The organism is Bradyrhizobium sp. Kon56 (genome assembly GCF_055807635.1).
The window spans coordinates 1-20,529 of record NZ_JBVVOU010000055.1 but is presented as its reverse complement, the minus strand read 5'-3'; the positions used below and the strand labels follow the sequence as shown (position 1 = coordinate 20,529).

Below are 20,529 nucleotides of genomic sequence, written 5' to 3'. Positions count from 1 at the left end.
GTCAAGCGGCAGGACATCAACATTCAGAACGCGCGCACGCCCGAAATAGCGATGGCGATACGCAAGGTGGCGCCGGGGCAGGGGCTCCAGGACTCTGACGCGGCGGAGTGGGTGAAATGACGATCGGGCTCGGACACTATCTTGCGGTCGGCGCGATCCTGTTCACGCTCGGGATCCTCGGCATCTTCCTGAACCGCAAGAACATCATCGTCATCCTGATGTCGATCGAGCTGATCCTGCTCGCGGTCAACGTCAACCTCGTGGCGTTCTCGACCTTCCTCGGCGACATCGTCGGGCAGGTCTTCGCGCTCCTGGTGCTCACCGTCGCGGCCGCTGAAGCCGCGATCGGTCTCGCCATCCTGGTGGTCTATTTCCGCAACCGCGGCTCGATCGCGGTTGAGGACGTCAATCTGATGAAGGGCTGATCGCATGATCCGGAAAAGTGGACACCGGTTTTCCGACCAGATCATGCGGAAAGAGTAAATCATGGTCCAGGCAATCGTCTTCCTGCCTCTGCTGGGCGCCATTCTGGCTGGCCTGATCGCGCTGTTCGGCGCGCATGCCCGCAACCCCTCGGGCGACACGGTCGAGCATCACGATGATCACGGTCATGGCGCGCACGCCCATGCGTCGGACACGATCAACGAGGATGCGTCGGTCGTCCACGAGACTCATCACGAACCCGGAGATGGCCACGACGACCACCACGTCTCCAAGCCGCCCGCGGCGGGCTCGCGCGCTGCCGAGCTGATCACCACGGCGTTGCTGTTCGTGTCGGCGGCGCTGTCCTGGATGACGCTGGTCGATGTCGGCTTCATGCACCACGACATGCGCATTCCGCTGCTGCCGTGGATCCTCTCCGGCGATCTCCAGGTCTACTGGACGCTGCGGGTCGACACGCTCACCGCCGTGATGCTGGTGGTCGTGACCACCGTGTCCTCGCTCGTGCACCTCTATTCCATCGGCTACATGGACGAGGATCCGAACCGGCCGCGCTTCTTCGGCTATCTCTCGCTGTTCACCTTCGCCATGCTGATGCTGGTGACCGCCGACAACCTCGTGCAGCTGTTCTTCGGCTGGGAAGGCGTGGGTCTGGCAAGCTACCTCCTGATCGGTTTCTGGTACCAGAAGCCGTCGGCGAACGCCGCCGCCATCAAGGCCTTCGTGGTCAACCGTGTCGGCGATTTCGGCTTCGCGCTCGGCATCTTCGCGATCTTCCTGCTGGCCGGCTCGACCGATTTCGAGACCATCTTCCACGCTGCGCCCGGGTTGACCGGCAAGACCATCGACTTCCTCGGCTGGCACGCCGACGCGCTGACCCTGACCTGCCTGCTGCTGTTCATGGGCGCGATGGGCAAATCGGCGCAGTTCCTGCTGCACACCTGGCTGCCGGACGCGATGGAAGGCCCGACCCCGGTGTCGGCGCTGATCCACGCCGCGACCATGGTCACCGCCGGCGTCTTCATGGTGGCGCGCCTGTCGCCGCTGTTCGAACTCGCGCCGAACGCGCAGGCCGTCGTGATGTTCTTCGGCGCCACTACGGCGTTCTTCGCGGCGACCATTGGCCTGGTCCAGAACGACATCAAGCGCATCGTCGCTTACTCGACCTGTTCGCAGCTCGGCTACATGTTCGTGGCGATGGGAGCAGGGGCCTATTCGGTAGGCATGTTCCATTTGTTCACGCACGCCTTCTTCAAGGCGCTGTTGTTCTTGGGCTCCGGCTCGGTGATCTACGCGATGCATCACGAGCAGGACATCCGCAACATGGGCGGCCTGTGGCGCAAGATCCCCTACACCTACGCGGTGATGGTGGTCGGCACGCTCGCGCTCACGGGATTCCCGCTGACCGCGGGCTATTTCTCCAAGGACGCGATCATCGAGTCCGCCTACGCCTCGCACAATCCGTTCGCGATGTACGGCTTCCTGATGACGGTCGTCGCGGCCGGCCTGACCTCGTTCTACTCGTGGCGCCTCATCTTCAAGACCTTCCACGGCGAGCCGCATGACGAGCACCACTACGAGGCCGCGCATGAAGCGCCGATCTGGATGCTGATCCCGATCGGTGTGCTTGCGGTCGGCTCCATCCTGGCCGGCTTCCCGTTCAAGGAGCTGTTCGCCGGTCACGGCATCGAGGAGTTCTTCCGCGAGTCCGTGAAGATGAACCCGCATATCATCGAGGAGATGCACCACATTCCCGAGACCATCGCCTTCCTGCCGACGGTGATGATGGTGCTGGGCTTCCTGGTGTCATACCTGTTCTACATCCGCCGGCCTTATCTGCCGGTCGAGCTCGCGAACACGCAGCCAATGCTGTACAAGTTCCTGCTCAACAAATGGTACTTCGACGAGCTCTACGACATCATCTTCGTCCGTCCGGCGAAGTGGATTGGCTATCAGCTCTGGAAGAAGGGTGACGGCTTCATCATCGACGGTCTCGGCCCCGATGGCGTCTCAGCCCGCGTGCTGGACGTCACCCGCAACGTCGTGAAAATCCAGACCGGCTATCTCTACCACTACGCGTTCGCCATGCTGATCGGTGCCGCCGGCCTGATCACCTGGTTCATGTTCGGCTTTGGAGGCCAGTAAATGACGACCTGGCCAATTCTATCCGTCACGACGTTCCTGCCGCTGGTCGGCGCGCTGATCGTCTATCTCAGCCGTGGCGACGACGAGGCGGCCCGGCGCAACTCGCGCTGGATCGCGCTGTGGACCACGCTGATCACCTTCGCTGTGTCGGTGATCCTGGTCATGCGGTTCGATGCGTCGAGCGCCGACTTCCAGTTCGTCGAGAAGGCGAACTGGCTTGCCACCGGCATCACCTACCACATGGGCGTGGACGGCATCTCGTTGCCGCTGGTGATCCTGACCACCGCCATCATGCCGTTTTGCATCATCGCGAGCTGGAAGGCGATTACCAACCGCGTCCGCGAATACATGATGGCGTTCCTGATCCTGGAAACGCTGATGATCGGCACCTTCTCGGCGCTCGATCTCGTGCTGTTCTACCTGTTCTTCGAAGGCGGCCTGATCCCGATGTTCCTGATCATCGGCGTCTGGGGCGGTCCGCGCCGGGTCTATGCATCTTTCAAGTTCTTCCTCTACACGCTGCTCGGCTCGGTGCTGATGCTGCTCGCGATCATGGCGCTGTACTGGAACGGCGGCACCACCGACATCCCGACCCTGATGCACACCGCCGTGCCGCGCTCGCTGCAGACCTGGGCGTGGCTCGCCTTCTTCGCCTCGTTCGCGGTGAAGATGCCGATGTGGCCGGTGCACACCTGGCTCCCCGACGCCCACGTCGAGGCGCCGACCGCAGGCTCGGTGGTCCTGGCCGCGATCCTTCTGAAGATGGGCGGCTACGGCTTCCTGCGCTTCTCGCTGCCGATGTTCCCGCTGGCTTCGCACGACTTCGCGCCGCTGGTCTTCACGCTTTCGGCCATCGCCATCATCTACACCTCGTTGGTGGCGCTGATGCAGGAGGACATGAAGAAGCTGATTGCGTACTCCTCGGTGGCGCATATGGGCTTCGTCACCATGGGCATTTTCGCCGGTACCATGCAGGGTGTCGCCGGCGGCGTGTTCCAGATGATCTCGCACGGCATCGTCTCCGGCGCGCTGTTCCTCTGCGTCGGCATCGTCTACGACCGCATGCACACCCGTGAGATCGCGGCCTATGGCGGCCTCGTCAACCGGATGCCGCTCTACGCGCTGACCTTCATGGTCTTCACCATGGCCAATGTCGGCCTGCCCGGCACCTCCGGCTTCGTCGGCGAGTTCATGACGCTGCTCGGTACCTTCAAGGTCTCGATCCCGACCGCGTTCTTCGCCACCTTCGGCGTGATCCTGTCGGCCTGCTACGCGCTGTGGCTCTACCGCAAGGTCGTGTTCGGGGCGCTGGTCAAGCCGTCGCTGGCGAGCATGAAGGATCTCACCTTCCGGGAGGGCTTGACGCTGTTCCCGCTGATCGCGCTGACGATCCTGTTCGGCATCTATCCGAAGCCGGTGCTCGACATGTCGGCGGCCTCGGTCCAGCAACTCGTCAACAATTACAACACCGCTGTGACGGCCGTGAAGGCCGCCGCACTGCTCCAGTGAGCGGGCAGGTCAGGATATCGCCATGAGCTTTGAGACTGCAGGTTATCAACTGGCGCCGGTGCTGCCCGAGCTCGTGCTCGCGGTCGGGGCGATGGCACTCCTGATGCTCGGCGCCTATCGCGGGCAGGAGACCACCAAGACGGTCACGACGCTTGCGGTGCTGCTCCTGATCGTTGTCGGCGTGCTCGAATACATGCTGCCCGCGGGCAAGCACGTGACCTTCGGCGGCAGCTTCATCGTCGATGATTTTGCCCGCTTCATGAAGATCCTGGCCCTGATCGGCTCGGCGGTGACGCTGGTGCTGTCGACCGAGTTCCTGTCGGATCCGTCGCGCCGCATCTTCGAATATGCGATCCTGGTGCTGCTCTCGACGCTCGGCATGATGGTGCTGATCTCGGCCGGCGATCTGATCTCGCTTTATCTCGGCCTCGAATTGATGTCGCTGGCGCTCTACGTTGTCGCGGCCTCGAACCGCGACAACGCCAAGTCGACCGAAGCCGGCCTGAAGTACTTCGTGCTCGGCGCGCTGTCCTCGGGCATGCTGCTCTACGGCTCCTCGCTGATCTACGGCTTCACGGGCACGGTGGCCTTCACCGGCATCGCGGCGGCCGCGACGATCTCGAATGTCGGCCTGGTGTTCGGCCTGGTGTTCCTGCTCGCCGGCCTCTGCTTCAAGGTCTCGGCGGTGCCGTTCCACATGTGGACACCCGACGTCTACGAGGGCGCACCGACGCCTGTGACGGCCTTCTTCGCCTCGGCCCCGAAAGTGGCCGCGCTCGCGGTCTTCACCCGCGTCACGCTGACCGCATTCCCGGGCATCGTCTCGCAGTGGCAGCAGATCCTGGTGTTCGTGTCGATCGCCTCGATGGCGCTGGGCTCGTTCGCCGCGATCGGCCAGAGCAACATCAAGCGCCTGATGGCCTATTCCTCGATCGGCCATATGGGCTTTGCCCTGGTCGGTCTTGCCGCAGGCACGGTCGAGGGCGCGCAGGGCGTGTTGATGTACATCGTGATCTATGTCGCGATGACGCTGGGCTCCTTCGCCATCATCCTGGCGATGAAACGCGATGGCCAGCCGGTCGAGCAGATCAGCGATTTCGCGGGTCTCTCGCGGACCAATCCGCTGCTCGCCTTCATGTTCGCGATGCTGCTGTTCTCGCTCGCCGGCATCCCGCCGCTCGCCGGCTTCTTCGCCAAATGGTACGTCTTCGTCGCCGCCATCAAGGCGAACCTGTTCACGCTCGCCGTGATCGGCGTGCTCTCCAGCGTGGTCGGCGCCTACTACTATCTCAGCATCGTCAAGACGATGTATTTCGACGAGCCGGCCGGGCAGGTCGATCCGGTGCGCGTCGAAGTCAAGACGGTGCTGGCGGTCGCGGGCCTGTTCAACATTCTGTTCGCCCTGTTCGCGGGCCCGGTGGTGAGCGTCGCCTCCGCCGCCGCCAAGTCGCTGTTCTAGGATGGCATTCGCGCTCGGTCCTCGTGCGGCGTCGGCGGGCTACAAGCTCGCAGCTTTCGAACGGACCGGCTCGACCAATACCGAGGCGATCGAGCACGCGAGGCGCGGCGAACGCGGCCCGATGTGGTTCGTGACGTCGGAGCAGACCGCCGGCCGCGGCCGCCGCCAGCGCCCCTGGATCGCACCAAAGGGCAACCTTGCAGCCAGCGTCCTCGAAGTCCTGGACGTTGCCCCTTCCGTCGCCGCGACGATCGGCTTTGCGGCCGGGCTGGCCGAGGAGGCCGCCCTGGAGAAGGTCAGCCTGGAGGCTGCACTGCGCCTCGGCGAGGGCCGTCCCCGCTACGCCCTGAAATGGCCGAACGACGTGCTGGCCGGCGGCAAGAAGCTGGTCGGCATCGGCCTGGAGGCCGAAGCCATCGGCGACCGTCTTGCCATCGTCGTCGGCATCGGCACCAACGTCGTCGCCGCGCCCGAGGGTACGCCGACGCCTGCGGTGTCGCTGGCCGCGCTCGGCGTCCACATCAGTGCGGAGGAGTTGTTCTCGGCGCTCTCCGATGCCTGGGTGGAATTCCGCGGTATCTGGGACAATGGCCGTGGCTTTGCCGAAATTCGCAAATTGTGGCTGGAGCGCGCCGCCGGCCTCGGCGAGCGGGTCGCGATCCACACGGGAGTGATGACGCTGGACGGCATTTTTGACACGATCGACGACACCGGCTGCCTGATCGTCCGCACCGCGGAGGGCCGGCGCGTGCCGGTCGCCGCGGGCGAGGTGTTCTTCGGCACGGCCGCCTCCGTGGGAGCTGCGTGATGGCGAAGCCGGAAGAACTGGTATTTGCACCGCTCGGCGGGGTCGGCGAGATCGGCATGAATTTGTCGATCTACGGCCTCGGCAACCGCCAGCAGCGCGCCTGGCTGGCGATCGATCTCGGCGTCTCCTTCGGCGACGAGGAGCATCTGCCGGGCATCGACCTGATCATGCCCGACGTCAGCTTCCTGGAGAAGGAACGCAAGAATCTGATGGGGCTGGTGCTGACCCACGCCCATGAGGATCATTTCGGCGCCATCATCGACCTTTGGCCGAAGCTGAAATGTCCGATCTACGCGACGCAGTTCAGCGCCGCGCTGTTCGAGGCCAAGTGCGCCGCCGAGCGCAATGCGCCCAAGATCCCGGTGACGGTGGTGCCGTCGGGCGGGCGCGTCGATATCGGCCCGTTCAACGTCGAGTTCATCCCGGTCGCGCATTCGATTCCGGAGTCGCATGCGCTCGCGATTCACACCGAAGTCGGCACGGTGCTGCACACCGGCGACTGGAAGATCGATCCGACCCCGATCATCGGCCGCCCGACCGACGAAAAGCGGCTGCGGGAGCTCGGCGATGCGGGCCTGCTCGCCCTGATCGGTGATTCCACCAACGCCGTGCGCGACGGCCGCTCACCCTCGGAGGCCGAGGTTGCGAGCTCCATCACCGAGCTCGTCAAGGCCGCCAAGGGCCGCGTCGCGGTCACGACCTTTGCCTCCAATGTCGCGCGCCTCAAGGCCGTCGCCATCGCTGCGAAGGCCGCCGACCGTGAGGTCGTCGTGGTCGGCCGCGCCATGGAACGCGTGGTGCAGGTCGCGCGCGAGACCGGCTATCTCGACGGCGTGCAGAGTTTCCGCTCCGCCGAGGTCTACGGTCATCTGCCGCAGGACAAGGTGCTGGCGCTCTGCACCGGCAGCCAGGGCGAGCCGCGTGCCGCGCTGGCGCGCATCGCCAATGACGACCATCCCGAGATCACGCTCAACCGTGGCGACAGCGTCATCTTCTCCTCGCGCACCATTCCCGGCAACGAGAAGGCGGTCGGGGCCATCATCAATGGCCTGGTCTTGCAGGGCGTGGAGGTCATCACCGACCGCGACCAGCTGGTCCATGTCTCCGGTCATCCCCGCCGCGACGAATTGCGCGACATGATCGCCTGGACCAGGCCGCAGCTCCTGATCCCCGTCCATGGCGAGGCCCTGCACCTGAATGAGCACGCCAAGCTCGCGCGTGCCGCCGGCGTGCCGCGCGTGCTGGTCTGCCGCAACGGCGATCTCGTCAAGCTCGGCCCCGGCGATCCCGGCATCATTGGGCAAGTGCCTGCGGGCCGTCTCTACAAGGACGGCACGATTCTGGAGGACTCCAAGTCCCGCGCGGTGGGCGAGCGGCGCCGCATGGCCTTCTCCGGCTGCGCCTTTGTCGCCATCGCCATGACGGAGCAGGGCGAGCTTGCCGACGATCCCGCGGTCGAACTCGTCGGTATCCCCGAGAAGAACAAAGCGGGCGAGCCCTTCGACGACCTCGTCTTCGACGCCGTGGTCTCCACCGTCGAGGGCCTGCCGAAGGCGCGCCGTCGCGACCCGGATGCGCTGGCGGAGTCGGTGCGACGCGCTGTCCGCTCCGTGATCAACGAACATTGGGGCAAAAAGCCCCCCTGTCTGGTACATGTGCTGACAGTGTAACGGGAGAGAAACATGCTGGGCCGGCTCAACCATGTCGCGATCGCGACCAAGGACGCCGTCAAGGCCGCCAAAATCTATGGCACCGCATTCGGGGCCCAGATCTCGGAGGCCGTCGCGCTGCCCGAGCATGGCGTCACCACGGTGTTCGCGACGCTGCCCAACACCAAGATCGAGTTCATCGAGCCGCTCGGCGAGGCCTCGCCGATCGCAAAGTTCCTGGACCGCAACGCCGACGGCGGCATCCACCACGTCTGCTACGAGGTGGTCGACATCATCGCCTCGCGCGACACGCTGGTGAAGGAGGGGGCAAGGGTGCTCGGCGACGGCGTGCCGAAGATCGGCGCCCACGGCAAGCCGGTGCTGTTCCTGCACCCGAAGGATTTTTCCGGCGCGCTGGTCGAAATCGAGCAGGCATAGGCCGAAGCCATGGCCATCCAGATCTCAACCGCGATCGCGATCTACTTCGTCATCTGGTGGGTCGCGCTGTTCCTGACGCTGCCGTTTGGCGTGCGCAGCCAGCACGAGGACGGCGTCGGAGTGCCGGGCAGCGACCCCGGTGCGCCGATCCTGACACGGATGGGGGGCAAGCTGATCTGGACCACCATCATCTCGGCGGTCATCTACGGGATCGCCATGGTCGCCTATCACGCCGGCTATTTGTCGATCGAGCGCCTGTCGAAATTGATGGGCATGCCGTTTTAGGATTTCGTGGTTGGCTTGGTTGGGGGAAGAATGACTTTTCAGCGGATCGTCGTCGCGCTTCTGGTGCTTATCGTCGCCGGTCTCGGTGCCATCGGCTATTTCGAGTGGAAGATGGCCGTGCAGGTGCGCACCCTGAAGGCGTTCGTCGAGGGCTATGTCTTCAATGAGGCCGTGATCGCCTGCGAGCAGGCCAAGAGCTCGACACCGTTCAAATGGAACGGCGGCAAGAGCACCGCGGTGATCGGCCTGAACTCGGTCAAAACAGACAAATACACCGTCAGCGCCAGCTACACGCTGGTGGCGGACAGCGTCTATTGTGAGTACGATCCGATCAAAAGAAAGGCCGAGATCGGCTCGAGCTTCCTGGAGCGGGAGTAACGATTCGGCCATGCCAAGCATGGGATGGGATCGTCATGGCGCAGGGGCAGGGGGACTACCGGATTTTGCATGAGGCGGCGTTGCGGGACTATCTCGCGGGCGTTGCGGATCTCGCCGCGACCCTCGGCGGCGAGCCGGCCTCCTGGTCGATCACCGAAGTCGGCGACGGCAATCTCAATCTCGTTTTCATCGTCAAGGGCGGCCGCGGCGGCGTCGCCGTGAAGCAGGCGCTGCCCTATGTCCGCTTGGTCGGCGAGAGCTGGCCGCTGCCGCTGTCCCGGGCGCATTACGAATATCTCGCTTTGTCGCGGCAGGCTGAGCTCGCGCCCGGCCTCGTGCCGGCGCTGCTGCATCACAACGAGGCCCTGGCGCTGACGGTGATGGAGCTGCTCGAGCCCCACATCATCATGCGCAAGGGGATGGTTGCGGGGACTCGGTATCCGCGCTTTGTCGATGACATCACCACCTTCATGGCGCGGACATTGTTCTTCACCTCCGACCTCGCGGTGTCGGCGGCCGAGAAGAAGCAGGGCATCGCAGCTTTCGCCGGCAACCATTCGCTGTGCAAGATCACCGAGGATCTGATCTTCACCGATCCCTACCGAGTCGCCGAGCAGAACCGCTGGACCGCGCCATATCTCGATGCGCTCGCCGCAGAGCTGCGCGAGGATATGGACCTCCACGTCGCGATCTCCCGGTTGAAGCTGAAGTTCATGGCGAGCCCCGAGGCGCTGCTCCACGGCGACCTGCACACCGGCTCGATCATGGTCACGGGCGGCGAGACGCGGGTGATCGACCCCGAATTCGCGTTCTACGGCCCGATGGGTTTCGATGTCGGCGCCGTGCTGGCCAACCTCCTGATGGCCTATTTTGCCTCCGCCGGGCATGAGCGCACGCCGGGCGAACGGCGTGCTTTCGAGGCCTGGGTGCTGGAGACGGTGGAAACGGTCTGGAACGATTTTGCGCGAAAGTTCCTCGAGCTCTGGCGCGCTGGCGCCGCAGGCGATGCCTATCCCGCCTCACTGTTCGCCGGCGAGACAGGCGCGGCACGGCTGGAAGCCGAGCGGCAGGCCTACATGCAGCGGCTGTTCGCGGACACGGTCGGCTTCGCCGCGGCAAAAACCATCCGCCGCATCTTCGGCCTCGCCCACAATATCGACTTCGAGCTGATCGAGGATCCGCGCCGGCGCGCGATCAGCGAAGCACGCGCCGTCAGGCTGGCAAGGGCGATGATGCTCGAGGCGGGGGCATTTCCGACCATTGCGGACGTTACCGCTGCAGCGCGAAAATTGCGCGACTGGCAGCCGGAGTTCTAGCGGGCTTCTGCGCAAATCGGTGGGGCCCGCGCGCGACGCTCGCATACGTCACCCCCTTCAAGGTGCTTGCGCTCGACGTGCCGTGGATGGTCAACTCTCGGACCAGAGCACGGCTTGCGTTGTCGGAGGGACCATGATGTTCAGGATAGTGGCGATCGTCGCGGGTTTGGGGCTGGCGCTGGCGGCCTCGGCGGAGGCCCAGACGCCGCGCAAGGGCGGAACCATCCGCATGACCGCGCCTTATGGCTCGAGCTTCACCAGCCTGGACATTCTTACCACGCAACGCGCCCAGGACGAGATCTACGCCAAGGCCCTGCACCGGTCGCTCTACATCTGGAATTCCACGGAAGGCAAGCCTGTTCTGGAGCTCGCCAAGGAGGACGTCGTCTCGGGCGGAGGTCTCGTCCACACCTTCAAGCTGCGCGACGACGCCTATTTCCACAACGGCCGCAAGATGACGGCCGACGACATCATCTGGACCTACAACCGCATCATGGACGGGACCAAGGCTTATCCCGGTGCGCGCTATGTCCGCGTGATCGAGGGCGCGGCGGCGGTCGAGAAGGGCCAGGCCAAGGAGATCTCCGGCCTGAAGAAAGTCGACGACTTTACCATCGAGATGAAGCTGACCGAGAAGGTCGATCCAGGTTTCTACTTCTGGAACGCGATCACGTCGATCTATCCCGCCGACGAGGCCGCCAAGGAGAGCTTTCTCCAAAAGCCGATCGGCCTTGGGCCCTTCAAATTCGTCGAGCACGTGCCGGGATCGCGCATCGTGCTGGAGCGATGGGACCGGTTCTACAAGCCCGGCAAGCCCTACGCTAACAAGATCATCGTGTCGGTCATGGGCGAGGCCGCGGCACGCGATGTCGCCTTCCGCAACAAGGAGATCGACACCTCGGTGCTGGGACCGGCGCAATATGTCGCCTATCAGAACGACGCCGACCTCAAGGGCACGGTCGTGGAAGTCGCCGAGGTCTTTACCCGCTACATGGGGATGAATCCCGCGTTCAAGCCGTTCGCCGACAAGCGGGTCCGGCAGGCGATCAACTACGCGATCGACACCGACCTGATCATCAACAAGCTGGTCAAGGGCAAGGCCTACCGGGCCACCAGCTGGCTGCCGCTCACCTCTACCGCCTACGACAAGGCCATGAAGCCCTACGCCTTCGATCCCGCCAAGGCCAAGCAGCTGCTCGCCGACGCCGGCTATCCCTCAGGCTTCGAATTCGAATGGACCACCAGCCAGAACGAGAGCTGGGGTCTGCCGATCGTCTCGGCCGTGATCCCGATGCTGGACAGGGTGGGCATCAAGGCCAAGGTCAAGCAGGTCGAGACCGCGGTGCTGGCGGAGGTGGTTCGCAGCGGCGACTACCAGGCCTTTGTCTATTCGCAGGCGACCGGACCCGATCCGCAGGCCGCCCTCAAATGCTTCCACTCATCGACACCGCAGTCGGCCTGCAACTACATGAACTTCAAGAATGCCGAGTTCGACAAGCTGATCGACGAGGCCGGGCAGTCCGATGACGCTGCAAAGCGTACCCAGCTGCTGCAGAAGGCCAATGCTGTTCTCTACGAAGAGGCGCCGGTCTGGTTCTTCAACTACAACAAGGCGGTCATGGCCGTGCAGCCGTGGCTCAAGGGGGTTCAGCTGAATGCGACCGAACTGACCCATCAGAACGTCGAAGACCTCTGGGTCGACGAGACCTCGCCCGCGAAGTGACACGCGCTCTCGCGCTCCCTCCGTCGCCATGAACGACGGAGGGAGAGAGGAAAAGTGCCGATGCTCTCCTTCCTGTTCCGCCGCCTGCTGCAGACCATTCCGACCGTGCTCGCAGTGGTGGCTCTGGTGTTCGTGCTGTTCAGCGTCGTTCCCGGCAGCATCGTCTCGTCGATGAGCGACGATGCCGATCCGCAGGTCGAGCTGCGCATGAAGAAGCAGCTCGGGCTCGACGATCCCGTCTATGTCCGCTTCGGAGCCTACATCGCCAAGCTTGCGACGGGTGATTTCGGAACGTCGTTCCGGACGCGCGAGCCTGTGACGTTCATGATCGCCAAGCGGATATGGCCGACGCTCCAGCTCATCTTCACCGCCATGGCGTTTTCCGTCGTGATCGGTGTTCCCCTGGGTTTCATCGCCGCGCTGAAGCCGGGGGGTATCGTCGACACGCTGGCCATGGTCGTGGCGGTATCAGGCCTTTCGATCGCCAAATTCTGGCTCGGACTGGTGCTGATGTACTTGTTCGCGTTGAAGCTCGGCTGGCTGCCGAGTTTCGGCTATGGCGATGGCGGACTGAAATATCTGATCCTCCCGGCCGTGACGCTCGGCGTCTCGCCGATGGCGCTGTTCGCGCGGACGACACGCGCCGCGGTCCTCGAGATCATGACCGCGGATTTCGTCCGCACCGCGCGCTCCAAGGGCATGAGCGAGACCCGAGTCGTGAAGTGGCATGTGATGCGCAACGCGCTTGTCATCATTCTCACCACCGTCGGCCTGCAGTTCGGCGGGCTGATGGGGCAGGCGGTCGTGGTCGAGAAACTGTACTCCTGGCCGGGCATCGGCTCGCTGCTGGTCGACAGTGTCCTGCAGCGCGACATTCCGGCCGTCCAGGGCTCCATTCTTGTCGTGGTGCTGTCCTTTCTCGCTATCAATCTGCTGATCGACGTGCTCTACGGCGTGATCGATCCCAGGATCAGATACGCATGAAGCTCCGCGCCAATCTCATCATCGGTGGCGCGCTGTTCGCGCTTGCGATCCTGGTCGGCCTGCTCGCGCCATGGCTGGCGCATACCGATCCTGTCCTGGACGCCAATCTGCTCAACGCCGAAGAGCCTCCGAGCTGGACCTGGTGGTTCGGCACCGACGACCAGGGCCGCGACATCTATTCCCGCGTCGTCTATGGCGCGCGGGTTTCGCTGACGGTCGGCATCGTCTCGCAGCTCATCAATAGCGTCATCGGCGTCGCGTTGGGCCTGAGCGCCGGCTATTGGGGCGGCTGGTGGGACGATGTCGTCAACGGCCTGACCAATCTCATGCTCGCGATCCCCTCGCTGATCTTCGCGTTGGCCATCATGGCGGTGCTCGGTCCCGGCCTGACCAGCCTGCTGATCGCACTCGGCTTGACCAACTGGTCCTTCACGTGCCGGATCGCGCGGGCCTCGGCGCTGTCGCTGAGGAGCCAGGGCTATGTGCAGGCCGCGACCGTGCTCGGCTACGGCGATCTCCGCATCATGATCACGCAGCTGCTGCCGAACATGCTAGGGCCGATCGTCGTCATCGGCACGCTCGGCATGGGCAGCGCGGTCTTGTCCGAAGCCGCGTTGTCGTTCCTCGGCCTCGGCGTCCGCCCGCCGTTTCCGAGCTGGGGCAGCATGTTGTCGGATGCCCGCGATCAGATCACGACCGCGCCGTGGCTCTCGGTGTTTCCCGGCCTTGCGATCTTCCTGACGGTGCTCGGCCTCAATCTGCTCGGTGACGGCCTGCGCGACATTCTCGATCCGCAATCGCGGAGCCGGCGCACATGACCCGCACGCCGCTGATCGAAGTCGAGGATTTGCGTATCGATCTCGACGATGGATCGCGGCGCGTTGCGGCGGCCGAGGGCATTTCATTCCGCATCGATCGCGGCGAGACGTTCGGCCTTGTCGGCGAATCCGGCTGCGGCAAAAGCATCACGGCGCTGGCCTTGATCGGCCTGTTGCGGCAGCCGTTGTCGATCGGCGGCGGTGTCATCCGGTTTGAGGGACGGGAGATCCAGCACCTTTCAGCCGCCAGGCAACGGGATCTGCGCGGCAATCGCATCGCCATGATCTTCCAGGAGCCGATGACGGCGCTCAACCCGGTCTCGCCGGTGGGCCGGCAGATCGCCGAGATGTTCGTGCTGCACAAGGGCAAGAGCTGGCGGGAAGCCGATAGACTGGCGGTCGAGGCGCTGGCGAGCGTGCGCGTTCCCGCCCCGGAGCGGCGCGTGAAGGATTACCCGCACCAGCTGTCCGGCGGCATGCGCCAGCGCGTGATGATCGCCATCGCGCTCGCTTGCGGTCCGGATCTCCTGATCGCCGACGAGCCGACCACGGCGCTCGACGTGACCGTGCAAGCCGAAATCATCGAGCTGATGCGGAATCTGTGTGCCGAGCGGGGAACCGCAATCCTGATGATCAGCCACGATCTGGGGCTGGTCGCCAATGTCTGCCGCCGCGTGGCCGTGATGTATGCCGGCCGCATCGTCGAGGAGCGCGGCTCGGCCGATATTTTCCGGGCACCCTCGCACCCCTATACGCGAGGCCTGGTTGCCTCGCTGCCGCGGCTCGGCAGTCGCGCAGCGCTTGGCCGCACCCGCCTGACGGAGATCGCGGGTGTGGTCCCGGCCATCACGAATTTCCCCAACGGCTGCCGGTTCAATCCGCGTTGCGCGCAGGCGACCGATATTTGCCGGACCACCCCGCCGGAAGCGGATTTGCTGGACGCCGGCGGCCTGGTCAGGTGTCACCACCATGCATGAGCCGCAAGCTAGTTTGGTTGAAACACGGCCGGACGACGATGTCATTCTCAGCGTCAGAGATCTCGCGGTCCATTTTCCGCTCGGAGGCGGCCTGCTCGGGCGCGGCCGGCGGCTGCTCCGTGCCGTTGACGGCGTCGATCTCACCCTGAAGCGGGGCGAATGCCTCGGCCTCGTCGGCGAGTCCGGCTCCGGCAAGTCGACGGTCGCATTGTCGATCCTTGGCCTCGTGACCCCGACGCGCGGCCGCATCGTGCTGGACGGACAGGACGTGACCAACCGACCATCCGGCGATCGGAAGGCGCTGGCCCGCATCGTGCAGATCGTGTTTCAGGATCCCTACGCCTCGCTCAATCCGCGCCAGACCGTTCGCCGCACGCTGGAAGATCCCCTGCGCGTGCATGGCGTCACGGCCAAGAGCGAGATCGAGGACCGCGTCGCGAAGATGCTGCGGCATGTGGGCCTGCGGCCGGAGCAGGCCGACCGCTACCCGCATGAATTCTCAGGCGGCCAGCGCCAGCGCATCGGCATTGCGCGTGCGCTGATCCTCAATCCGAAGATCGTCATCTGCGATGAACCGGTCTCGGCGCTCGACGTCTCGATCCGCGCCCAGATCATCAATCTGCTGCTGGAATTGAAGGAAACGCTCGGCCTCTCCTACATCATGATCAGCCACGATCTCGGCGTCGTCGAACACATGAGCGACAAGGTCGCCGTGATGTATCTCGGCCGCATCGTCGAGAACGGCCACTGGCGCGAGATCTTCGAACGGCCCGCGCACCCCTATACGCAAGCCCTGATCGCCGCCATCCCCGATCCCTTGCGCCATGCGCCGCTGGCGACGACAGGGGGCGACCTTCCCAACCCGCTCAATCCGCCGAACGGATGCGCATTCAGCCCGCGATGCCGGTATGCGGAGGCTGTGTGTCGGCGCGAGCCGGGGCCTGTGCTTGAAACGCGGGCGGACGGGCACGCGGTGAGGTGTTGGCGAAGTGACGAAATTGGTGCAGCGAGCGTCGCTCTATCTCCGTTACCCTCCGTGCCGGTCGAGCCTATCGTCTGCCACCAACCAGACGAGGGCGGCGATTCGCTATCGAGTTCTCCGCCGGCAGCGCACGCAGCCACGCGCGAAAACTGACGATCTCCGGACAATCCGCGGTGCCTTCAGGCGAAACCAGCCAATCACCCAAACCCGATCCCTGATCGATCCGGTCGCAGCGATAGCCGGGATGGTGGCCGAGGCCGCGGGCGAGCAACAGGTCGACCTTGCCTTCGACCAATTCGTGCAGGCCGGCCGGGTGCAGCACCCGCAAGCCGATCTCCGCATGCGTGCTGCGAAACGCCGCAAGGTCGAGGCGGCGGAGGTCGAAGCCGCCATGGATGCCCAATTGCAGCAGCACCGCACCTGCCGGTTTCAATTGCGAGGTCGCCTCCGCAATGTGGCGAAAGCCTTCGGAGACGCCGGGCAGATAGGCCTGACCGGCGACGGTGAGGACGAGCTGCTTATGCAGCCGCTCGAAGAGCTGCACGCCGAGGCGCGCCTCCAGCGCCTTCACCTGCTGCCCCACGGCGGCGGGCGTCACGTGCAGCTCGTGTGCGGCCAGTTTGAAGCTGAGATGCCGCGCGGCGGCCTCGAAGGCGCGCAGCGCGTTGAGTGGGGGAAGGGCGTAGGTCATCGGGCTCCATTTTGACACTGATGGGCTGTGGCCTTGCAATAGATTTTCTTGCGCTGAACCGCAGCAATGATGCTTTGCGGAGCGGTGATGGCGCCGGATACGGTCCGACCCGCAATCCGGAGAAACCTCGTGCCCCCAGCTCACCTCGTCAGCCACAATCCCGCAACAGTCCATGCGCCTGCCGGCGGCTACTGCATGGGACTTGAATTGACGCAGTATCGCCGCCTGTTGTTCATCAGCGGCCAGGTGCCGGAGAGACTCGACGGCACCGTGCCCGAAGGTTTCGAGGCGCAGTGCGAGCAGGCCTGGCGCAATTTGATCGAGGTGCTTGCTGCCGCCGGCCTTGGCATCGCGCATCTGGTCAAGGTCACCACGTTCCTGACTGACCGCAATCAACTCGTGACCAACCGCTCCATTCGTCGCGCGATGCTGGGCGAACACCAGCCTGCGCTGACGGTCGTGATCGTCGAGACCGTCGACAGCAAATGGCTGCTGGAGATCGAGGCGATCGCCGCGGAGTGAACCAGCCGACTTTGCAATGAGCCAATCATATCGGGTGTCCCATGGCTGAGATCATCCATCCGTTTTACGAAGCGCATCGCGGTGCAATGGAGGCCGCCATGCGCGATCGGCTCGATTTGGCCGAAGCGATGTTGCGTGAGTGCGCGCAACTTTCCGAGATCGACGAGATCAGGCGCGAGGTGATGGACGAGTTCGAAATCGTGCTCACCCAAATGCCCTATGTCGGCGGCGCGGCAAGCCGCATGAGCGATTTCTTCATGCGTCTGATGGGTTTTATGGCCATCAGCCGGGTGCTGCGGCGCCACGGCGTGCCGGTGCCTGTGATCGGCGAGATCGAGCGGGAAACCTACAAGGCGCAATTGCTCACCGCGCCTGAAGCGGAGCGTCTCGCCTCAGGGCGTCAATTCATGTCGCCGGAGAACCAGGCCTTGCTGCGCGAGCAGGCGGCAAGAAGCGCGACTGAAAGCCATCAGACCGAATTTCCGGAAGATTTCGTCTACGATTTCGTCGAGCCTGATACGGGTGACAGTTTTGAGTTCGGCATCAACTACAAGGCTTGCGGCTTCTGCAAACTCGCGGCGCGCCATGGCGACAAGGACATTTTGCCGAACATCTGCGGGCTCGATTTCGTTGCCTACGCAGCGCGAGGCATCCGGCTGGAAAGGACACAGACGTTAGCGGGCGGTGCGAGCCACTGCAATTTCCGGTTCTCGCGGCTTGCGCCGGATGAGAAAGCGGAGAGCTAAGCCGCGTTCTCATGCTCCGCGATCGAGGTGAGGCTGGATTGCCCCTGCTGTCACGTCGTCATTGCGAGCGCAGCGAAGCAATCCAGAATCTTTCCGCGGCGGCAGCCTGGATTGCTTCGCTGCGCTCGCAATGACGGAGTTTGGGGAGCGACCCTGAGCCCATCCGCGCCCGCTGCCACGATGACATCCTGCTCCTGTTTTGCCCGACGAGTCAAATGCCGCCACGGTCGCAGCTACACAATTTCGGGTTTTTGTAAGTCGTTGAATTCCCTCACAGTCTCTACTGTGCATGGGGTTGTTTTCGCGCTTTTTGTTTTGAGGGGCGGCTATTCCACCGCTTTCTCCCTCAGCCGCTGCGCATAAACATTGATCACAAGCGCTGCCAGCAGGATCAGGCCGCGGATCAGGATTTTCAGGAAGCTGTCGATGTTGACGTGGTCGAGGCCGTTGTTGAGAACACCGAGAACGAAGAGACCGACGATGGTGTTGCCGATGCCGCCGCGGCCGCCGAACAGGCTGGTGCCGCCGACGACGACGGCAGCGATGGAGTCGAGTAGATAGGTGTCGAACTCGTTCTGCTGCGCGCTGCCGAAATGAGCGACACCGAGCATGCCGCCGATCCCGGAGCACACCGCCGAAATGACCATCACCGCGCCAAGGATGAGCTTGACGTTAAGGCCGGAATATTCGGCCGCCTCGCGGTTGCCGCCGACCATGTAGACGTAGCGGCCGAAGCGCGTGTAGGTCAGCACCAGATGTCCCAAGAGGAGCATGATCGCGGCGACGATGACGATCCATGGGATGCCGCCGATCGATCCGGAGCCGAGCGTGGTGATCACGCCGGGCACCTTGTAGGCGATCTGGCCCCGCACCAGCAGCGCCGAGATGCCGGCCGCGATCTGCATCATCGCCAAGGTCATGATGAAGGAGGGGATGCCGATCACGGTCAGTCCCAGCGCATTGACGAGGCCGAGAAACGCGCACAGCAAAATGGCCAGCAGGATCGCTGCGGCCCCGGGCAGGGGAATGTTGGGAATGTTGACGTAGGATTCCTGGAGCGTGAAGTAGGCGACCGCGATTCCGGTGACGTTGGCGATGCTGGCGATCGAGAGGTCGATCTCCGCGCAGAGGATCACGAAGGTGAGGCCGACGGCGATGATGCCTGTGACGGAGACCTGCGTCAGGATGTTGCCGAGATTGTCCAGCGTCGCGAACGACGGACTGGCCAGCGCGAAGAAGCCGGACAGGAAGATCAGCGTCAGGAACGGGGCGATGTTGCGCATCTGCGAGCGCAGGAAGGGCGCAAGCCCTCGCGTCCGCTGCCCCGCCGCCAAAGCCGTGTCACTGCTTGCCATGGTGCTTCTCCGTCACGCCGCTTCCAGCAGGCGGTCCTTGCTGACCGGCTCGTTCTTGAATTCGCGCACCAATGCGCCGCGCTTGAGCACCAGGATGCGGTCGGCCAGCGACAGCACCGTTTCCGGCTCGGTCGACAGCACGATGATCGCGAGCCCCCTGGCGCGGAGATCACGGACGATGTTGATGACGTCGTTCTTGGCGCCGACATCCATGCCGCGAGTGGGCTCGCAGAGCACCAGCAGTTTTGGCGGATAGGTCAGCCATTTCGCCAGCGCGACTTTCTGTTGGTTGCCGCCGGAGAGCATGCCGAGATCGAGGCCGACCACGGGCGGCCTGATCTGGAGCTGCTCGACCTGGCGCTTTGCGATGTCGCGCTCCTGCGCCGGCTTGAGCAGCAACGCCGAGATGCGATCGAGGATGCTGATCGAGATGTTCTTGTAAACCGGCTCCTGGTGAAACAGCATCGCGCGCCGGCTCTCCGGCACCAGCGCCACCCCGGCGCGCCGCGCCGCCGCCGTGCTCGCGAAGGTCTTGGGCTTGCCCTCGACAGCGAGCGTGCCGCCGTCCGGCTTCAGCTTGCCGAACAAGATGCGCGACAGCTCCTGCTGGCCGCAGCCCATGAAGCCGTAGATGCCGAGCACTTCGCCGGCGCGCGCCTCGAAGGAGATGTCCTTCAGGCTGCGGGCCAGCGACAGCTGGTCGACCCTTAGGACAACCGAGCTGTCGCTCGGTTGGGGCAGCATCAAATCGTCGCTGTAGCTGTGCTCGAGCGCTTCGCCGCCGCGGCCGATCATGGCCTCGATCAGCTCGCCTTTGTTGGTCGCGGCACTTGCCGTCTCCGCGACCTTCCGCCCGTTGCGGAACACGGTGACCGTGTCGGACACGCGCAAGATGTCCTCGATGAAATGCGAGATGAAGACGATCGCCGTGCCTTCCTCGCGCAGGCGCCGCAGGGTCGCGAACAATCGCTCGACCTCGGGCGGAGAGAGGGCGGACGTCGGCTCGTCCAGGATGACGATGCGCGCGCCGGAGAACAGCACGCGCGCGATCTCGATCAGCTGCTGCAGCCCAATCGGGAGGTCGCCGAGCCTGCTCATCGGATCGACGTCGATGCCGAAGCGGGCGAGCTGCTCGCCGGCCTCCCGCGCCATCCGCCGCCATTGCACGAGGCCGAGGGCGTTGGTCGGCTGGTTGCCCAGAAACACGTTCTCCGCAACCGTGAGGTCGGGCGCGATAGGCCTCATACGCAGCCAGACTCTCGAAGGTAATCAGCGCAAACGCGATATTGTTGGTGCCCTCGTG

At 64.2% G+C, this 20,529-nt stretch carries 19 protein-coding genes and 3 pseudogenes; 18 read left to right on the top strand and 4 right to left on the bottom strand.

Annotated elements, in window-relative coordinates; all coding sequences use genetic code 11:
- The 16 genes and pseudogenes from AC0L3B_RS36605 to AC0L3B_RS36530 all read left to right on the top strand — a co-directional run.
- Window positions 1–120: pseudogene (locus AC0L3B_RS36605) on the top strand (NADH-quinone oxidoreductase subunit J); the annotation flags it as partial.
- Complete coding sequence (gene nuoK / locus AC0L3B_RS36600) at window positions 117–425, top strand: NADH-quinone oxidoreductase subunit NuoK (protein WP_007603558.1); 309 nt, start codon at window positions 117–119, stop codon at window positions 423–425. The pseudogene AC0L3B_RS36605 and the gene nuoK, both read left to right, overlap by 4 nt.
- Window positions 426–486: 61 nt before the next feature.
- Window positions 487–2,586 (top strand): NADH-quinone oxidoreductase subunit L, encoded by a 2,100-nt coding sequence (nuoL, locus tag AC0L3B_RS36595; protein WP_018455083.1) that lies wholly within the window; start codon window positions 487–489, stop codon window positions 2,584–2,586.
- On the top strand, window positions 2,587–4,095 hold the full coding sequence (locus AC0L3B_RS36590; RefSeq protein ID WP_018455082.1) for an NADH-quinone oxidoreductase subunit M: 1,509 nt from the start codon (window positions 2,587–2,589) through the stop codon (window positions 4,093–4,095). It begins immediately after the preceding gene.
- Window positions 4,096–4,117: 22 nt separating this feature from the next.
- Window positions 4,118–5,554: an NADH-quinone oxidoreductase subunit NuoN gene (gene nuoN / locus AC0L3B_RS36585; RefSeq protein WP_204511345.1), complete on the top strand. Its 1,437-nt coding sequence runs from the start codon at window positions 4,118–4,120 to the stop codon at window positions 5,552–5,554.
- A gap of 1 nt (window position 5,555) precedes the next feature.
- Window positions 5,556–6,362, top strand: a complete 807-nt coding sequence (locus AC0L3B_RS36580) for a biotin--[acetyl-CoA-carboxylase] ligase (protein WP_473382289.1) — start codon at window positions 5,556–5,558, stop codon at window positions 6,360–6,362.
- The gene (locus AC0L3B_RS36575) at window positions 6,362–8,032 is read left to right on the top strand and encodes a ribonuclease J (protein ID WP_018455079.1); all 1,671 of its coding nucleotides are present in this window, start codon (window positions 6,362–6,364) and stop codon (window positions 8,030–8,032) included. The genes AC0L3B_RS36580 and AC0L3B_RS36575 overlap by 1 nt, the downstream gene beginning before the upstream one ends.
- A gap of 12 nt (window positions 8,033–8,044) precedes the next feature.
- A complete protein-coding gene (gene mce / locus AC0L3B_RS36570) occupies window positions 8,045–8,449 on the top strand; it encodes a methylmalonyl-CoA epimerase (RefSeq protein ID WP_018455078.1) in 405 nt (134 codons plus the stop codon).
- Between the two features lie 9 nt (window positions 8,450–8,458).
- Window positions 8,459–8,734, top strand: coding sequence for a DUF1467 family protein (locus tag AC0L3B_RS36565; protein WP_018455077.1), 276 nt, complete (start codon window positions 8,459–8,461; stop codon window positions 8,732–8,734).
- A 30-nt stretch (window positions 8,735–8,764) separates the two neighbouring features.
- Window positions 8,765–9,112 carry a hypothetical protein gene (locus AC0L3B_RS36560; protein ID WP_446481780.1) on the top strand — a complete coding sequence of 116 codons (348 nt, stop codon included), beginning with the start codon at window positions 8,765–8,767 and terminating at the stop codon, window positions 9,110–9,112.
- 35 nt (window positions 9,113–9,147) lie between these two features.
- Window positions 9,148–10,428: an S-methyl-5-thioribose kinase gene (mtnK, locus tag AC0L3B_RS36555; protein WP_473382284.1), complete on the top strand. Its 1,281-nt coding sequence runs from the start codon at window positions 9,148–9,150 to the stop codon at window positions 10,426–10,428.
- 133 nt (window positions 10,429–10,561) lie between these two features.
- On the top strand, window positions 10,562–12,151 hold the full coding sequence (locus AC0L3B_RS36550; RefSeq protein WP_446481778.1) for an ABC transporter substrate-binding protein: 1,590 nt from the start codon (window positions 10,562–10,564) through the stop codon (window positions 12,149–12,151).
- Between the two features lie 60 nt (window positions 12,152–12,211).
- Window positions 12,212–13,135: an ABC transporter permease gene (locus AC0L3B_RS36545; protein ID WP_018455074.1), complete on the top strand. Its 924-nt coding sequence runs from the start codon at window positions 12,212–12,214 to the stop codon at window positions 13,133–13,135.
- Window positions 13,132–13,953, top strand: a complete 822-nt coding sequence (locus AC0L3B_RS36540) for an ABC transporter permease (RefSeq protein WP_007603580.1) — start codon at window positions 13,132–13,134, stop codon at window positions 13,951–13,953. Before AC0L3B_RS36545 ends, AC0L3B_RS36540 begins: the two co-directional genes overlap by 4 nt.
- Window positions 13,950–14,930, top strand: a complete 981-nt coding sequence (locus tag AC0L3B_RS36535; protein ID WP_018455073.1) for an ABC transporter ATP-binding protein — start codon at window positions 13,950–13,952, stop codon at window positions 14,928–14,930. Before AC0L3B_RS36540 ends, AC0L3B_RS36535 begins: the two co-directional genes overlap by 4 nt.
- Window positions 14,923–16,065, top strand: a complete 1,143-nt coding sequence (locus tag AC0L3B_RS36530; RefSeq protein ID WP_051112980.1) for an ABC transporter ATP-binding protein — start codon at window positions 14,923–14,925, stop codon at window positions 16,063–16,065. Before AC0L3B_RS36535 ends, AC0L3B_RS36530 begins: the two co-directional genes overlap by 8 nt.
- Here AC0L3B_RS36530 and AC0L3B_RS36525 read toward each other — a convergent pair.
- Window positions 15,980–16,603 (bottom strand): LysR family transcriptional regulator, encoded by a 624-nt coding sequence (locus tag AC0L3B_RS36525; protein WP_026232872.1) that lies wholly within the window; start codon window positions 16,601–16,603, stop codon window positions 15,980–15,982. The two genes, AC0L3B_RS36530 and AC0L3B_RS36525, sit on opposite strands and share 86 nt — an antisense overlap.
- Before the next feature lie 129 nt (window positions 16,604–16,732).
- Between AC0L3B_RS36525 and AC0L3B_RS36520 the strand changes: the two genes are divergently transcribed.
- Together AC0L3B_RS36520 and AC0L3B_RS36515 are read left to right on the top strand one after the other, a co-directional pair.
- The gene (locus AC0L3B_RS36520; RefSeq protein WP_026232871.1) at window positions 16,733–17,125 is read left to right on the top strand and encodes a RidA family protein; all 393 of its coding nucleotides are present in this window, start codon (window positions 16,733–16,735) and stop codon (window positions 17,123–17,125) included.
- A 41-nt stretch (window positions 17,126–17,166) separates the two neighbouring features.
- The gene (locus tag AC0L3B_RS36515) at window positions 17,167–17,871 is read left to right on the top strand and encodes an L-2-amino-thiazoline-4-carboxylic acid hydrolase (RefSeq protein WP_204511342.1); all 705 of its coding nucleotides are present in this window, start codon (window positions 17,167–17,169) and stop codon (window positions 17,869–17,871) included.
- A 326-nt stretch (window positions 17,872–18,197) separates the two neighbouring features.
- On the opposite strand, the gene AC0L3B_RS36510 is transcribed toward AC0L3B_RS36515, so the two are convergent.
- The 3 genes and pseudogenes from AC0L3B_RS36510 to AC0L3B_RS36500 form a co-directional block, all read right to left on the bottom strand.
- Window positions 18,198–19,226, bottom strand: coding sequence for an ABC transporter permease (locus AC0L3B_RS36510; RefSeq protein WP_085353317.1), 1,029 nt, complete (start codon window positions 19,224–19,226; stop codon window positions 18,198–18,200).
- Window positions 19,227–19,238: 12 nt separating this feature from the next.
- A pseudogene (locus AC0L3B_RS36505) lies at window positions 19,239–20,462 on the bottom strand (sugar ABC transporter ATP-binding protein); the annotation flags it as partial.
- Window positions 20,452–20,529 (bottom strand): annotated as a pseudogene (locus AC0L3B_RS36500) (NIPSNAP family protein); the annotation flags it as partial. The pseudogenes AC0L3B_RS36505 and AC0L3B_RS36500, both read right to left, overlap by 11 nt.

Coding starts and splice junctions, on each gene's coding strand:
- nuoK (WP_007603558.1), top strand. CDS start 117: ATGACGATCGGGCTCGGACACTATCTTGCGGTCGGCGCGATCCTGTTC.
- nuoL (WP_018455083.1), top strand. CDS start 487: ATGGTCCAGGCAATCGTCTTCCTGCCTCTGCTGGGCGCCATTCTGGCT.
- AC0L3B_RS36590 (WP_018455082.1), top strand. CDS start 2,587: ATGACGACCTGGCCAATTCTATCCGTCACGACGTTCCTGCCGCTGGTC.
- nuoN (WP_204511345.1), top strand. CDS start 4,118: ATGAGCTTTGAGACTGCAGGTTATCAACTGGCGCCGGTGCTGCCCGAG.
- AC0L3B_RS36580 (WP_473382289.1), top strand. CDS start 5,556: ATGGCATTCGCGCTCGGTCCTCGTGCGGCGTCGGCGGGCTACAAGCTC.
- AC0L3B_RS36575 (WP_018455079.1), top strand. CDS start 6,362: ATGGCGAAGCCGGAAGAACTGGTATTTGCACCGCTCGGCGGGGTCGGC.
- mce (WP_018455078.1), top strand. CDS start 8,045: ATGCTGGGCCGGCTCAACCATGTCGCGATCGCGACCAAGGACGCCGTC.
- AC0L3B_RS36565 (WP_018455077.1), top strand. CDS start 8,459: ATGGCCATCCAGATCTCAACCGCGATCGCGATCTACTTCGTCATCTGG.
- AC0L3B_RS36560 (WP_446481780.1), top strand. CDS start 8,765: ATGACTTTTCAGCGGATCGTCGTCGCGCTTCTGGTGCTTATCGTCGCC.
- mtnK (WP_473382284.1), top strand. CDS start 9,148: ATGGCGCAGGGGCAGGGGGACTACCGGATTTTGCATGAGGCGGCGTTG.
- AC0L3B_RS36550 (WP_446481778.1), top strand. CDS start 10,562: ATGATGTTCAGGATAGTGGCGATCGTCGCGGGTTTGGGGCTGGCGCTG.
- AC0L3B_RS36545 (WP_018455074.1), top strand. CDS start 12,212: ATGCTCTCCTTCCTGTTCCGCCGCCTGCTGCAGACCATTCCGACCGTG.
- AC0L3B_RS36540 (WP_007603580.1), top strand. CDS start 13,132: ATGAAGCTCCGCGCCAATCTCATCATCGGTGGCGCGCTGTTCGCGCTT.
- AC0L3B_RS36535 (WP_018455073.1), top strand. CDS start 13,950: ATGACCCGCACGCCGCTGATCGAAGTCGAGGATTTGCGTATCGATCTC.
- AC0L3B_RS36530 (WP_051112980.1), top strand. CDS start 14,923: ATGCATGAGCCGCAAGCTAGTTTGGTTGAAACACGGCCGGACGACGAT.
- AC0L3B_RS36525 (WP_026232872.1), bottom strand. CDS start 16,603: ATGACCTACGCCCTTCCCCCACTCAACGCGCTGCGCGCCTTCGAGGCC.
- AC0L3B_RS36515 (WP_204511342.1), top strand. CDS start 17,167: ATGGCTGAGATCATCCATCCGTTTTACGAAGCGCATCGCGGTGCAATG.
- AC0L3B_RS36510 (WP_085353317.1), bottom strand. CDS start 19,226: ATGGCAAGCAGTGACACGGCTTTGGCGGCGGGGCAGCGGACGCGAGGG.